7 protein-coding genes are annotated in these 16528 nt (G+C 36.5%); 2 read left to right on the forward strand and 5 right to left on the reverse strand.

From position 1 onward, the window contains the following. Positions 1 to 7: 7 nt before the first annotated feature. The 5 genes from J0M08_03370 to J0M08_03390 all read right to left on the reverse strand — a co-directional run bounded on the left by J0M08_03370 (position 8) and on the right by J0M08_03390 (position 14757). Entirely contained in the window at positions 8 to 6448 is a 6441-nt protein-coding gene (locus J0M08_03370) for a CSLREA domain-containing protein (protein ID MBN8702076.1), read from the reverse strand. Between the two features lie 273 nt (positions 6449 to 6721). Further along, positions 6722 to 9118 (reverse strand): T9SS type A sorting domain-containing protein, encoded by a 2397-nt coding sequence (locus J0M08_03375; protein ID MBN8702077.1) that lies wholly within the window; start codon positions 9116 to 9118, stop codon positions 6722 to 6724. Between the two features lie 255 nt (positions 9119 to 9373). Continuing rightward, positions 9374 to 11890, reverse strand: coding sequence for a DUF2341 domain-containing protein (locus J0M08_03380; GenBank protein MBN8702078.1), 2517 nt, complete (start codon positions 11888 to 11890; stop codon positions 9374 to 9376). A 289-nt stretch (positions 11891 to 12179) separates the two neighbouring features. Further along, positions 12180 to 12761 carry a hypothetical protein gene (locus J0M08_03385; protein ID MBN8702079.1) on the reverse strand — a complete coding sequence of 194 codons (582 nt, stop codon included), beginning with the start codon at positions 12759 to 12761 and terminating at the stop codon, positions 12180 to 12182. 139 nt (positions 12762 to 12900) lie between these two features. Continuing rightward, complete coding sequence (locus tag J0M08_03390) at positions 12901 to 14757, reverse strand: T9SS type A sorting domain-containing protein (GenBank protein ID MBN8702080.1); 1857 nt, start codon at positions 14755 to 14757, stop codon at positions 12901 to 12903. A 164-nt stretch (positions 14758 to 14921) separates the two neighbouring features. On the opposite strand from J0M08_03390, the gene J0M08_03395 reads away from it, so the two are divergent. Together J0M08_03395 and J0M08_03400 are read left to right on the forward strand one after the other, a co-directional pair. Beyond that, positions 14922 to 15809: a hypothetical protein gene (locus tag J0M08_03395; GenBank protein MBN8702081.1), complete on the forward strand. Its 888-nt coding sequence runs from the start codon at positions 14922 to 14924 to the stop codon at positions 15807 to 15809. Beyond that, positions 15797 to 16396, forward strand: coding sequence for a hypothetical protein (locus J0M08_03400; GenBank protein MBN8702082.1), 600 nt, complete (start codon positions 15797 to 15799; stop codon positions 16394 to 16396). The genes J0M08_03395 and J0M08_03400 overlap by 13 nt, the downstream gene beginning before the upstream one ends. The last annotated feature ends 132 nt before the right edge of the window (positions 16397 to 16528 follow it).

Raw genomic sequence — 16528 nt, forward strand, 5'->3', positions numbered from 1 at the left:
TCTATCCCTACTTGACAATCACTTTTTTGTTGAAAAATTTATTATTGCTACTCGCGGTAATGGTGTATAAACCAGGAGCTAAATTTTGGGTAGTTTCTATGTTTGCTATTAATTGTTCTTCTTCCAAAATAAATGCTTTAGAGTAGAACTCTTTACCCAGCACATCGTGCACTACTATTAACACTTCCTCTCCAGACTGTCCGTTGAATAAAACATTCATGTTGCTGTTGGTTGCAGGATTAGGGTAAACCACCAACATAGAACTTTCCAACTTTAAACTTTGAAATTCCACAGAAACTAATTCTGAATAATCATATGCCCCATCAAAATCGGTTTGTTTAAGACGGTAATACGAAACTCCTTGGTAGGGCTTAAAATCATTGGTTGTGTAATTCAACACTTGTGCGCTGTTACCGGCTCCAGCTACTTTGGCTACAAATTCGTAGTTTATTCCATCTTGTGTTTTTTCGATCGTGAAATAATCGTTATTGGTTTCGCTGGCGGTGATCCATTTTAGTTGGGTGTATTCGTTGTTTATATTTTCTGCGCTAAAACTGAGTAGTTCTATTGGCAAGCCCACCATGCAAGTGGATGCTAGCTCGGACGTGTTTAAATCACTAACGGTGCGTGCCGTTGCAGTTACACTTTCTCCGTTATTAATCGTTACTCCTGTAATACTCCAATTGCCACTACCATCAGCCAGCACAGAGCCTAAATAAGTCATTGCGTCTTGACATTGTCCGGTAGTATTCTTAAAAACCTCTACAGTATCCGCAGCTGTTGCTGTACCGCTTGCACTTGTTCCTGTAAATGCAGTTACGGTTGGTTTAGCTTTCGATGCATTAGCAGAACTAGCAAGAGAAATACCGTTTCCTCCATTGGAATAAATTAAATTTCGAGAAATTAATATTCCCGTTGAAGCAGCTCCGGTAATAGTAATGCCGTTTGTGGTGTTGTAGGCTATTAAATTTCCTTTTGGTCTGCTGGTGCCTGCACCAGAATTGCTTCCTATAACAATACCCGCATTTGTATTTCCAATGCTTATTCCGATGTCTTGACTTGAACCGCCAATGTTGGCGCCATTTATATCCGGACCAATATAATTTCCATAAATATATTTGTTGTAGCTTCCTCCGGAAGAACCTGATATTCTAATTCCTCTTGCTGTATTTCCGGAAAGGATGTTTCTGTCATTAGATGTGCCCCCCCCTATAGTTACTCCAAGTGCAGATGGTCCAAATATACCTATGCCGCTGTTTTGAGAAGGGGAAACAAGAGATGTGCCATTTGCTGCTAACCCGATAATATTTCCTTTTATAGTGGTATTTGATGTTGTGCCAATAAATATTCCATAACTGGTTCCGGCACATTCGTTACCGGAAATAACATTGCCTTCTAAAGCCGAGTAGTCTCCACCTATAGTTATATCATTTGCCGAAACTCCTATTCCTGCTACAACAGAGGAATTCGAGACCGAATAGGTAGTTGCACCATCGAAAGCTACACCTATGTAATTATTTTTTATGACTGTTCCAGACCCACCTGATGTTATATTTATTCCTCTAGAGTAGTTACCTACAATGAAATTTGAATATAGTGGATCCCCAGCCTCTCCAATATAGTTGTTGGGTGCATCTATGAGTATACCAACAGATTGAACTGTGGATGTAATAGCGCTAACTCCATCTGCTTGCAAACCAATAAAATTGCCTTTTACAGTATTTCCAGAACTACTATTCAGTATGCTAATACCCGTTCCATTGCCGGAAATAATATTGCCTTCTCCAGTATTTACATAATCGTAGCCTCCAATTGTTACACCAGAAACAGAATTAGTTAATACGATACCATTGGTTTGACTCCCCACTACGGATGTTCCTGTTGCATTTAATCCAATAAAATTGCCAAAATAAATACTACCTCCAGTTGCCTCACTCCCTGTCACATAAATACCGGTTCCGTTATTTGATGATACAACCGATTGATATACTTGAGGGGGGGTATTATTGAAGTATATACCAACCGATTGAGAAGCAACACCCGAAACTGTACCTGTTCCGACAGCATTAGTTCCTATTTTGCAACCATTAACAAATCCTTCAGCTTGATCAAAATAGATATTATATTGCTGTCCAGAAATTACGCAATCCGATAGGCTATATCCTGAAGTTGCTCCAGTAGCATAAACTCCATAGGTTTGCGTGGTTTCCGTAACAGATGTACTTCCATCTGATTTTAAACCAATATACGTTGAACTAATTCCATTGCTAGCGCCATTATCATTATATATATTTGTATTATGCCCAGCTATAATTCCTACAACAGCTGAATAAATTCCACTATTCGATCTGGCACCTCCGGTATAGCGTATTCCATAATCTTGTGGTTGAGAGGCTATATACGTAAATCCATCAGCTGCCAAGCCAATGATATTGCTTCTGATGGTGTTTGATGAACAATTAGCACCGGTTAGATAAATACCTGATTCGGTATTTCCCGAAATTACATTTCGGCCTGATGCAACATTGCTACCAATACTATTACCTGTACTATTATTGGCAATATATACTCCATACTGCTGTGTAGAGCTTGTTACTAATGAGCTTCCATTACTCTGCAGACCAATGGTGTTGCCTAAAACCGTATTTGTTAAAGCAGCATCTAAATATATTCCGTTGCCGGAGGTTGCTCCATCGCTATTGCCGGAGATGATATTGCCTTCACCTGCTACGGTTCCACCAATTGTGTTTTTTGAAGCCGATGAAGCAAGATAAATTCCGTGATTCTGGGAACTGGAAGAAACAAAAGTGGCACCATCTGATGCTAAGCCTATATAATTCCCTTTTATAGTATTGCCCGTTGATGTACTACCTGTTAGGTACACCCCATATGTTTCGTTGTCTGAAATAATATTTCTCTGATTAACACTACCATCACCTCCTATTACGTTAGTCCTAGAGCCATTTTCTATATACACCCCCGATGTTTGGTAATTAGAGCCGGGATTTAATCGTGTAGTGCCGTCTTTACCCAGTCCTATAATGTTCCCTATTACCGTATTGGTGTGTGCCGAATTCAGATGTACTCCATAACTGGTAGAAGGAGACACTGCATACAACCCGGAAATTAAATTTCCCTCACCGGAAGCTGTACCACCAATAGTATTGCTATAGGCATCATTAGCTAAGGTTACTCCAAAATTTTGTCCATTGGTAGCTATGTACGAACCATCCGATGCTGTACCCAAATAATTGCCTTGAACTCTGTTATTATTAGCACTATAAATTAAATGCACACCCGACACACCATTTCCGGAAATTATATTGCGTGCTGTAGAAGAGCTACCACCAAGTACATTGCCTGAAGATGCTGTGGTTAAAATTATACCATAATCCTGACCGGAAGATAGACTAGCACCATTAGGGCGTAACCCTATTATATTTCCCTGCACCGTATTGGAATAGGCAGCAGTAAAGTAAATGCCGTTACCGGCAGATGAGGCATTTCCATTGCCGGAAATTACATTTCCCTCTCCGCTTAAAGCCCCGCCAATAGTATTGAATGAAGTGCTGGATGCAAAATAAACCCCCTGCTCTTGTGTGTTGGATGCTATGTATGTTCCATCACTTGCAATACCGATATAATTGCCCTGTATTTTATTTCCAGTACTGGTTGAGCCTGTAATATAAATACCATGATCCGTATTATCACTAATAATATTGCGATGAGCCGATGTACTGCCTCCAATAACATTACCAATTGAACCATTACTCAAATAAACACCCGTACCCTGTGTTGCAGGCGTACCGCCAACACGGGTATAGCCGTCTTTTTGTAACCCGATTATATTTCCGACAACAGTATTGGTAACAGCTGCGTCTAAATAAACGCCATACTCAGTGGTTGAAGAACTATATTGGCCCGATATTACGTTTCCTTCACCTGCTGCGGCACCTCCTACTATATTGAAATTAGCTCCGCTTGCAAGGTAAACTCCGTAATTTTGATCGGAAGATGTTATATAAGTACTTCCATCGGAGGCCAGACCTAAATAATTTCCTATAACAACATTGCCGCTACTCGATGGATCAAATATAAATACTCCGGCTGCCCCATGTGAGGATATTATATTACGAGCTATTGCCGTGGTGCCTCCAATTACATTATTCCACGAATCGTCTAGAGATACTCCATATGTCTGAAGCCCACAAATAGTGTAGCCGTCTTTCATAGTTCCAATAATATTGCCAACTACTGTATTAGAGCTTACGCTGTTCATGTAAATTCCATTACCACCAGCTGTACCTCCGGCAGCATTACCAGAAATTACATTTCCCTCCCCTGTTGCATATCCACCAATGATATTGCGGGAACTGCTACTTAACAAATAAATCCCATGGTCTTGCATGTGCCCCGCTATTTGTGCACTTCCACTCGATTGCAATCCTATATAGTTACCTTGAATTTTATTCCCTGTACTGGATGATCCTTGAATCGCTACTCCCGAATAAGTGTTGCCCGATAAAATATTTCGCGCTCCAGTGGCAGTACCGCCTATTTGGTTGTTAGCAGAGTTGGATACTACAATTCCATTTCCCTGAACAGTACCTGTTACCAAAGAAGTACCGTTTACTCGCATACCTATAGTGTTACCTACAACAGTATTTGTTGGTGCTGTATCAAAATAAATACCATAACCAATATTTGCGGGCTCATAATTTGCAGAAATTACATTACCTTCTTCGGTGCCCGTTCCTCCTATGGTATTAGCATTTGCACTAGAGGCAAAATAAATTCCATAATCTTGTTCGGATGATGTAATATAGGATGCTCCATCGCTAGCTAAGCCAATGTAGTTGCCCTTTATTGTATTGGCGCTACAACCGGAGCCGGTAGCGTAAATTCCGTATATTGAATTGCCGGATATAATATTTCGGCCACTACTAAGCGTATTGCCAATAATGTTATTGGTTGAATTATTTGCCAAATAAACCCCATAAGGCTGCACAGTGGTATTAATAATGGCAGCCCCCGTTCTGTCGGGGCCAATTATATTGCCAACTACAGTATTGCTAGATACCCCATTTATGTAGACGCCAGTCCCACCCGATGTACTTCCCGTTGTGTTGCCTGAAATTACGTTTCCCTCTCCGGTAGCAGTACCTCCAATGGTATTTAATGTTGCTGAAGATGTAATATGTACACCAAAATCTTGCGAAGAGGAGGCTATAAAGGATGAACCATCGCTAGCGGTACCAATATAATTTCCCATGATTCGATTCCCGGTAGATGCAGCCCCCGTAATACGAACCCCATACCCGGAGTTTCCGGACAAAATATTTCTGTGAGCAGAGCTGGTTCCTCCTACAACATTGTTATAAGATGCACTAATTAATACCCCATCTTGATTGGATGATGTCTTCTCGACTCCATTGGCTGCTACACCTATTCTATTGCCAATTATAGTATTAGAATATACCGAGTTTAGTTGAATACCATTTGAATTGCCGGAAATTACATTTCCATCTTTACTGCCAGTACCACCAATTATGTTACCATAATTAGAGGTGGTAATGTTTATTCCTGTTCCTTGAGACGACCCTGTAGTGCCATCAGCTAAAGTGCCTATTAGGTTTCCTTTTACGATATTTCCGGTTGCGGAAGCCCCGGAAATCTCAATACCGAAACCACCAGCTGTCGCATAAAAAGTACAACAAACGCTGGTTGTAATTTTTGCTCCAGAAATTAAATTTAATCCACCCTCACTACCATCACCAATGGTGTTGTTTGCTCCAGTTATGTACACCCCCCTACTCGTAACTGAAGTTGTAGTAACACCATCTGTGGTGATACCCAGGTAGCACCCCAACACTTTATTATTATTTCCTGCCAGCGTTATTGCCCTATTTGTACCACTGGTAAAGGGAATACCTATATCTTTTATTACCAATCCCTTTATCTCATTGTAATTGCCAGTTACAGAAAATCCGGAGATAGAACTAACTGTAGTATTGGTAATAATTACTGCATAACTTGGATTAATAGGAGTAACAGTACTTGCAGAAAAAACAGAAACAGAATTGGGTGTACCATCGTTAGCTCCATTTTCCCAGCCATTTATAGTTAAACTATTACAAGTAATGGCAGGCAATGCACTGCCCAGATTTAGATTAATGGTGTGAGGAATGCCTGCTCCCAAATCGAATATAATGGTGTTTCCATTGCTACCATTTGCCAAAATTATTGCATCGCGTAAAGAGCAATCTCCATCTGCACAAGAACCATCATTCTCATCTGTAGTAGTATTTACGGTATAGGTGGTTTGGGCTGTTACGGCACAAGGCAAGGCACAAAATACAATAAATAAAAAAAAAACAACAAACACATTCTTATAGTTAAACAAGAACTCATTTGTAACACTTTGTTTTTTATTTGCGTCTACTTCCATCAAGTTGTTTTCCTAATATCTCACCTACTAGGTATTTCTACGTATTTAACCTACTTAAAGTTGCTTTAATTCAACTATAAAACGGCAGGAGCGTTTCTAGTTTTAGAATTTGGAGGTTAGAAGAGTTTGAAAATAAGAAATTGTTGCGTAAGTACAAAATAATTAAAAACTCTATAGGCTGTCCCAAACTTCTAAATATCCATACAAAGCGGGAAGATTCCTTTTTTAAAAGAACGGAGATTGCCGAACTATTTACTATTCCAGCACTTCGCTCTAATCTATTTTTACAAATCTTGTGTAGTAACGCTTTTTAAAATCGTCTATCCTAACTATATAAATTCCAGGTTGCAAATCGTTAATATCAATTTGTAAATTATTAATGGCTATATTATTAATTTGCTTGACAAGTTTGCCGCTAATTGAATATAATGTAATATTTACTTTTTTACTTTCAGTATTTACAGCTTCTATCTGCACACTAGTAGAAGCCGGATTAGGGTAGCACATAATGCTACTTTGAAAAGACTCTTGCTCCCCACTATAGATAGAATAAGGAATATAAACTGCCCATCCACTTTGGGGAGGTAATGCTAACTGTGTTTGGTTTATAAATCCACAATACAAGGAATCAGAGTTATTTATTGAGGCATGAAAACTTACTTTTCCTATAGATGATGGCAGTGTAACATTCCAAGGCAATGTCCAATTTCTGTTTACAAATACCTCTACCCCATTTTGGTATGAAATTTTTGCACGGCTCATAAAATAGGGACTTCGCAACGAATCGAAATTTTGTATGTGCTTACGAATATAATCCGAAGCAGACAAATATTGTGTTCCATCAAAATACTCTATTGTTGCAGGACACTTGTTATAAATAAGTTTATGCACATTAAACACATGATTATTTTCTAGTTCCGCTACTTTGTAAAAATTTTTACTTGTGCGAGGTGTCAATATAAAAGAACCATTTCCGTATGCTAGTTCTGTAGCCATATACGTTAATGTAGAGTCGATAGAAAATACTTTATTATTTTGCTTCCCAGTAGAGTCGGAAAAAAAGCGTGAGTAATAGCCAACACCGTGTACCGAAGTTTGGTTGTGTATTTTCGTTAGTTTGAAATCCAATAACAGAGGCGCCCGAACTCCTCTCCAATAGCCGGAAACACGAGCCGTATTTATTTCCGCCTCAATATCATCATAGTAGCCTACGTAGTAAATATGTTGGTAGCCCTCGCCAGATAAGGGTCCATTGTGATAATTTCTAAACAAGGAAGCATTCTGCCTGTTTAACTGCAATGGTGTTGTAAATAAACCCGCTCCAACTTGAGTACTATCAAAATCGACTAAACGAGCTGGGTTAATTGCAGTGTGCACATCTACAAAACTGGAGTTTGTTTTATACGCGCTATGAATGGTAGGTGTTATTTGATTGATATAGCTAGCTGCTATACTTTGCTTCATCTGCAACGAAGTATCTGTAGTGTGAATCCATGCGGTTTTAAAAGAACCATCAAAATTCTGAGTAATGTGAGCGGGATTAAAACTCGGAGCATTTTTGTAAAAATCAATATAATTTTCATGTAGCGAAAAAAGATAGTTATACTTTGCACAAGAGTCTGAAAGAGCTATTAATTCTGAATCTCCGCCATACTTAGTACTGGCAGGCATTACATCGGGGTATTCTCTATCATAACCAGCTCGTTGCCAAAAATGATTAATTACCCATGCGTTTTTATATCCTTTATTCTTAATATTTACAATGTGTTTAAGTGTACTTTGAAAAGTATCAGACCACATATCAAACACCATTCTATTGGCAGAACTATCTCTATAGCTAGATATAGGATTGATAAAATTAGGAAACACATCCGTTAGCTCCTTAGATACACTTATATATAGTTTTTCCCTTAAAGGATTATATTTTTTGTTTGTTATGTTGCGATATGTAACCGATGTTCCATAATAAAAAGAACTGTCGTTAAACTTAATATCGGATACATTTAGTTCAGAACTTTGCGTTGCTTCCCAATCAAAAAACGCAGAAATAAAATGTTGCTGAGAATACAATACATTCATATTAGTTAGATAAGGTATTCCAATTATTTTTGCTTTTTTTGTGTTTGCGCTACGATCTAGAGTAAATCCGGTAACATGTGGAGATATCGACTCCATAGCAATTTCAAGTGTTTTTCCTTTGATATACATCTTGTAGTTATAAATTGCGGAATCAGAAAAAGAAAGATTCTTGTACTTCATTTTCCATTGAACAAATAAAGTATCATTTTGTACATAATGTAACAAAAGGGTGTACTTCAGTTTACTATCCCATGGGCTAATTGATTTAGTTAAAGCAAACGGATCTTTATTAGACATTATAACTCCTCCAAAATTAGAGGGCCAAAAATTAGAGTGTGAGGTAATACATTTCAACGCATTTAAGCTACCGTTCTTATTTATATAATATTTAAAATGAGTTGTATCGGCTGCATAACATGAAAATGTATATGAGCTGTCGGAAGAATTAAAAGCTGAAAGCTGATTTTGATAAATGCCTTTAGTTGTAGGTATAACAGAATTTGCCGGAGTAAAACAGTTTTGAGAAAATGCTTGCAAACAAACCAATCCAAAGAAGATGAATGGTATAACTATTTTTTCTGTTTGAGCCATGTCGTATTGGTATTTATCTCAAACTAATAGAAATGAAAACAAATATCAAGAGCTACATCCGAATAAATAATCAACATTTTAATTTTCAATTCATCAGATTAACAGGTCATACAATTGATTATCTGCAAATTACAAAGACTAAATTTAATTTTTCATAAAATTTCAGACAGGTTTTTTGTTGTCTAAAATGGTCCCGGTACTTTTGTCTAAACTATCTAACCTCCATTAAAAGTAAGACATCGTACCGGGATGCTTTTATTTCAATACTATGATATGACCATTTTGCTCTCTATTTTCGGCAGTTAGCGCATCTTTATAGGAAAGTTTATACACATATATATCGTTTAACACTTCGTTATTCTTATTTTTTCCATCCCACCCAGATTGTGCATTCTCTAAAGTTGTTATTAAATTTCCCCATCTATCAAATATGCTACACGTAAAATCAGAGGTACATAAACTCTCAATGCTCCATACATCATTTATCCCATCTTTATTCGGACTAAAAGAATTTGGAACATAAAAAGTAGAATAGAAATCTTCTGACAATTTTATAGTTTGAATTGCTGTATCCTTGCAACCATTGTTGGTTGTTGCAATTAGCTCTAGCGGGTAGCTACCCGATTTAGAAAGTGAAATAGATAAATCGGCAGAGAAAACAGATTGATTATTTACTTTCCAACTATACATATCTGCACCGGTAGATTGATTAATAGCTAACGCATTATAACTACACACAGAATCTATTACTGTTAATTGGAAATCGGCAACTGGATTGGGGTGTATCGTTACAGGAACCAGCTGTACTGCGCTGCATCCATTTACATCTGTAACAACTAAACTATAGTTAACGCTATTATTTAGCGTTTGCGTTATAGATGGAGACGTATAAGTATTGTTAGCTTCATCCGCCCACAAATAAGAAACTCCGCCTGTTGCACTTAATGTAAAGGGAACACTTTCACATGCTTGAGCAGTATTTACAACAATTGTAGGATTATTGTTTACGGTAACCACTCCAGAGGCTTGATTGGAGCATCCTGTATTTGCATTAGTAACAGTTGCAATATAAGTAGATGTAGTATTTGGGGTAACGTTAATATTTATTCCGGCTTGCCCATTGCTCCAGACAACTGTATTTTCTAGTGTTGTAGCAATAAGCACAGCTGTTTCTCCATCACAAATAGTCTCGGAGTTAACTGTGATAGCTGGCAATGGATTAACTACAATGTTGCTTTGAGCAGTATTGGTGCATCCGTTTTGATCAGTACCAATTACAGTTAAACTAATGTCTGCAACAGGATTAACAACTATAGCTGCACCGTTTTGCCCATTGCTCCATTGATAGGAACTAGCTCCCGTTGCATTAAGTGTAATGCCACCTCCTGAACATACCGCACCGGAAGAGGCGGATACTGTTGGCAAATCATTTACTACAATTGTTGCCATAGATTGATGTAAACACCCATTTACAAAATCAGAAATGGTATAAACACCGGAATTAGCAGACCCTACAGTAGGCACACTGATTTGATTTAAGTTGGTTGTAACATCTACTCCAAGATTGTTTGTAACAGTATGTGTAGTAACAAAACCGGGATTGCATGCATAAGAAATAGAGAAGTTTAATGTTTGTCCCGCACAAACAGGCGAGTTGTGCGATGTTGTAAGCGCACACATCATATTTGGTCTTTCAACATTCAGTGCAAGTGTTGGCTCTATCGCAAACGTATTTCTGATAAATACGAAGTCGAAATATATTTGTAAGCCTTGGTATGCTTGGGAACCCAAAAAGAATCCAACCGTAGTACCAGTTTCTGTATTAAATAATTGCGATGCCGAAGTGTAAGAGCCAACACTGCTATTGCTGTAGAAAGGCATATATTGAAAGCGCTTTGCTACAGCATTATTCTGGTAGGTAGCTATCCGTGTATAGTTCCAAGCATTGCGCATATCCAAACTGCTATTGTATTGTGTGGTTGTTCCTGTCCCACCACCCAAATTTGTCCAAACCTTATCAGAGGGAAATTCATCATCACACTTATTAGCAGCAATAACTTTATTTCCTATAGTATTTACCCAGCCAATCAATGGGTCGCTATCCGGAAAGTTAGAACCACCGCCTGTATAAGGATGATTAGTTAAAAACATTTTAGTACCTGCCTCATAATTTCCCAGTGGCATCGGACGAAACAATCCTGCGTCATCATTTGGGTTGCTTGTTGTATTTGCCGTAAATGTATAGTGTCCGGAAGTAGAAGCCAATGGGGTAGTATAAAAAACTTCGCCACCATTATTGGCTATTTGAATTGGCCACTTAGCAGTATTTATGGTAGGTGCGTTGAAATCATCGAAAAATACAAACACATTGTCCCCACTAAAATAGGGATTGATAGCGGGTGCATTAGGATTACCGTAGTACATATATACTGTATCTACCCCGGGATCTAAAGAAGGTATCTTAATCCAAAAAGTGGTTCTAAGATTATTAAACGAAGAATCTTCCATCCAAAAAAACAAGTCTTGACATTTGTGTTGAAATAATATATCATTTGCAGTCTGACTCATTTTATTGGAAGCAACCAATACATTAGTTTGCATATCAAAAGATAGTTGAACATTTGATATTGCCGTTGCATTGGGATTCGTAACCACTATAGGCAATACATAACTATACGCCAAATTCGATTGAGAGAATGAAGAAAATTGTATTAATAGAAAAAATAAAACTGACAGTGTAACAGATTTTTTATAGCCACTTGTATTAAACATACTGTATTGTTTTTGTGTACAAATGTATACCCAATTGAATCATCTGTCGAAGTTAAATAGGCGATAATTTAATTTTCTAACGACCATATTGAATTATATATGTATTGACTTACAGAATCTTACAAGCGCTTTATTAATGATTCAATTATTATATTTCATACAATCATTTGGCTATTTTACCTAATTCATAAATGTATATAAAATTGCCTTCGACAGAATTTATCCAAACCCTAACCACAGTGGCATAGAAAAAAATTCCATCGAAGGTTTTTATTGAATTATAAAAAGACTACTTAATTTCTGTTAAATCCCACTTCTTCATTCCTTTTACTTTTACAACTACAGGAAAGTCAGGATTATCTAGTATCCATAGCTCATCGCCAAAAGTATTGTAAGTACAAGTAATTACAGGCACATCTTTCGCCTTACCAGCAATTTTAATAGAAGTTTTTATATTTCCTGTTGGCTTTAATTTGTCCGTTAGCATGTTGCAGCCCTCTCTGATATCAGCCTCTGAGCCTGCTTTTATGAGCGTGTATATATTTTTGCTAACCATGTATCCAGGTAAAAAATCATAACAATTTACATCTCCGCTTTGAGGAAAAGGCAATTCAAAAGTGTGGTTTAATGCTTCCTTTTGTGCTTTTTCGGAAACAACGTAAACACCTTTGTCATTGTATTCATTTTGAGTACTCCAATTAATAATAATGGGTTTTACTGATGTTAGAACAGCGGTGTGTACAACAGGTTTACTTGCATAATCAATGTTATAAACCAGTACAGAGCTTTGTTTAATTTGTGCTCGTAAATGATTTATGTTTAAACCCATAAATAGTAGTGCAATGTAAATAAGTGCAGTTTTTGTTTTCATGTTTCTTTAAGTTTAAAGTTGTAAAGTTTGAAGGTTTAGAAAGTTTATTTTTTGTCGAGAAGTCGAGAAGTCTACTAGTCGGTTAGTTCTTTAGTTTTTTTACCTGACCCACAGACTAACCGACCAAATGACTTTTTAACTAATTCTTAATTAATTTTTTGATCTCTTTAGTTTCATTTGAGATAACCTCTACAAAGTACATTCCTGCAGGTAGTTCAGAGATGTTTAGTTTTGTTTCGGCTTCTGTTACAGCAATTGTTCTTACTGCTATACCATTGTAGTTATAGATAGTAATTACTGCACTTTCTGTTAGTGTAGTTTTTACAGTAAGGTCTTCTGTTGCAGGGTTAGGATATACTGCTACCCCTAAGGAAGATACTTCAGATGAAACTGTTTTGTATTTGTTGCTGTAGTTTTCATCTGCTTGTTCTTCTGGCGATAATGCACTACCAGATAAGCTATAGCATAGCGTAACATCACTATAATTTTTAGTTACCTTAAAAGTAGATGTAGGTGCATTCACTAAATATTTAAATGTTCCTATTGTGTAAATGCCGGTTACATATACATTATTTTTATGTGCTATAATTAATGGTGCTGCCACATACCCAACTGCAGCCGAAGTGGCTTTTATTCTATTTTTCCACACTTGTGTAAAAGCGTGTGTTTGGGGATTACTTCTAAGTTTAATGATGTATAAATCTTTTACATCGTTTCCTGCGAAATATATATTGTTCTTTGAATCAATATAGAAATCATTTCCATTTGCTGAGGATATAGATGGTCTTAGATCGGTAAATAAGGATTTACTGTTACCCATTTTATCGAATTTAGCTAAGAATATAGTGGCTTTGGTACTGCTAGCTATTACTTGTGCATTGGGGGCGAAAGTGATTTTTAGTGTGCTCTCGTACGATCCCAACAAGCCGCCTAAATAGATGTTCCCTAATTTATCAACCAACGTATTGCATTCAAAACCTACATTAAACATTTTGCTCCACGCTAATTGCAAGTTGGGTTGATATTTAAGTAATACAGTATTATATGGCTCTGTATTGCCTGTAGGAATTGTTATTGATTGAACACCTGCTTGTTTAGCATCCAAATCTGCTTTTGCAGCAGTATTACCTTTGTGGTAAATAGCATTGATTACAACGTTTTTACCGGCATCCATAACTAGATTTCTTACAACAACAGTATTGCCATTGCCCTCAATTTTGTTATGTGAGATATAATTTAAATTTGCATCGAGTTTTACAATTGCAACATCACCTTCTTTAAATTGTACGTTTTGGCTTACAACTCCAGGATTTAAATCATATGATTGAGTAGAACTACTGTACGTTTCATTGTTAAAAGCTACAACAGGAGATCCGTTTACATCAACACCCAAACCGGCAACATAACTATAGTTTCCAGGGGTAGCGGTGGTTGGTTTAATAAACGCAGCCTTTAATAGTTTTCCTGTTCCCTCAATTTTGAAGATAAAAATATCGTTTGCCACAGACTCTTGCTCAGGAGTTGGTGCCGTATTTTTAGAATTGAACGTAGATGTACCGTATGTCATTTTACCAATGAATCGGCCTACAGCATACAACCCCTTTTGATTGCCAATTGGAATTACCTGGTCTAAGTACACAAAGCCACTTGATGATATTAATTTTAATTCATTTGCCCATACATAGGCTCCGTTTGCAGCGTTGTATGAGGCAATTACAATCCCTTTTTTAATTGCTTTTGCTACCCCCGGATTATAATCAATTGTTTGGGGTTGTTCCATCTCATCTAGGTGGCTAAAACGATATAGCTGATTACTTAATGTATCCAATACTCCATTCGTAAAGCCTGTGGTAACTTCATCTGAAGAAGGATCAAAATAGCTAAACGGAGATTCTTGCATATTAGTCCTCCATTTAACAGTGGCCTGTGCATTAATGGTTGTATAGCTCATTGCTGTTAGGGCTAATGATGCTATGATTTTTGTTTTTGTTTTCATGTTGTCTCCTTATGGTTTAGTTTTATTGCTGCAAATATATCTTTAGATGTACGGGGAAATACCATTGACGTTGGCAGGGAAGAGATTTTTACAACCTACTGTTGCTTTTTGTATTGAATTTCAGTATATTACACTTCGTAATATGACATCATATAAGTTGCAAAATGACATTATACCAACAAATAAAAAAATTATCCGAGGGGCAATTAAGGCAACTAGAACGGCTTTTTGTAAACTCTCCTAAAAGCTTAGCTATTTTGCATTTAATCATAAAAAGCAAGAACACGCTTTTGAATAAGGATATAATCAATAACGTATATACCGAAGAAATTGCTTTAAAGGGGTTTAAAATAGCAGAGAATAATTTTTTTAAACTGAAAGCAAGAATAGAGCAAACTATCAATTCTATAGATACTCCAGATTCGGTAGTTCAGAATGCGGATCTATTTTTATACAATTTAAAACACACAACACTATATGATAAGAAGTGGACTGCTATTCAAGATCAACTAAAGAAACTAGAACAATTTTTCGAAAATAATTTTATAATTGAAAAGCAGTTTTTATTGTATGAAACCATTCTTCATAAAAAAAGAGAGTTAAGCATCAACATTGATGCCACTGAATTGAAAAAACAGGAGCGAGTTAAACGTTTATATGCCGATTTTCTTGACGCAAAAGAAGCAAGCATTTTAGGAGGGAGTTTTTACAATAAATATGGCAAAAATGCAGCAAATGATTATTTAGCAAAGCTCAAATACTTAACACAGAAACATAAAAGCAATATCCGCTTTAAGCTCATTTATAATTATGCCGCTTCTCGATTTAAATTAAATATTACAGTTTCCAATGCCAAAAACAAAGTTAATAAGCATATACAAACTATTAAACAAATTCACTCTGAATATCCATTAGTGCCATTGTTTGAAGATGTTAAAAACAATAAAGAGTATTTAGATTTATTATTCTTAAGCGTAGAATCGCACTATTATTGGGACATTTCGGATGTTGTGCAAGCAGAGATGTTGCTAGAAAAAAAATGTATCTATTAAAAACAAATGAAAAGTACAAATCATTTTATTTCAAAGCTCCGGATTACTCGTTGTTAATACTTATAAAAACAAGGCTACAAAAACATATAGAAGCTTGGAGAATTGCGGAGCAATATGCTCAATTTGCAAAAGAAGTTGATCTGAATTTTTTAAAAATAAAGGTTGCTTTTTCAAAAGCTCAAATTTTATTAGACTCTTATCCAAAAATGCCTGCCAGAAATATACAAAGTGTGCTTCATGATTTTGATTACTGGTATAAAACTACAAAAGAGAGTAAGCTATCCAATCAATACTTACTCACGTATTATGTTTATTGCAAGATGCTTTTACTTTCTAAAAAATATAAGCAGGCCTATACGTATTTGTCAAATCCGGATTGCAAGCATTATATTAATAGTTTCGCTAAGTGGGATTTGCATGCCTCTATTTATAAGCTTATGAGCGAAGGTAAATTTAAACTACTTTCCGATTATATTATCAAAGTGGAAAAAGAAATGTATAAGCAAGAAAACAGTTTAGTCTTTGAAGATTATAAATGGCTACATGGCATCTGCGCCACAGCATACAAAAACAATGGTTTGCTCTAATTGAAAAGGCTCCCAACACAATGCTTTAAAACTCTAACCTCCATTAAAATTTTTGCATCGTATCGAGAGCCCTTATTTGAACAGTTGTAACGCTTGAAGGTTTAGAAAGTTGCCTTTTAGTCGAGAAGTCTA

Source organism: Bacteroidota bacterium, from assembly GCA_017303975.1.
Lineage (GTDB): Bacteria > Bacteroidota > Bacteroidia > JAFLBG01 > JAFLBG01 > JAFLBG01.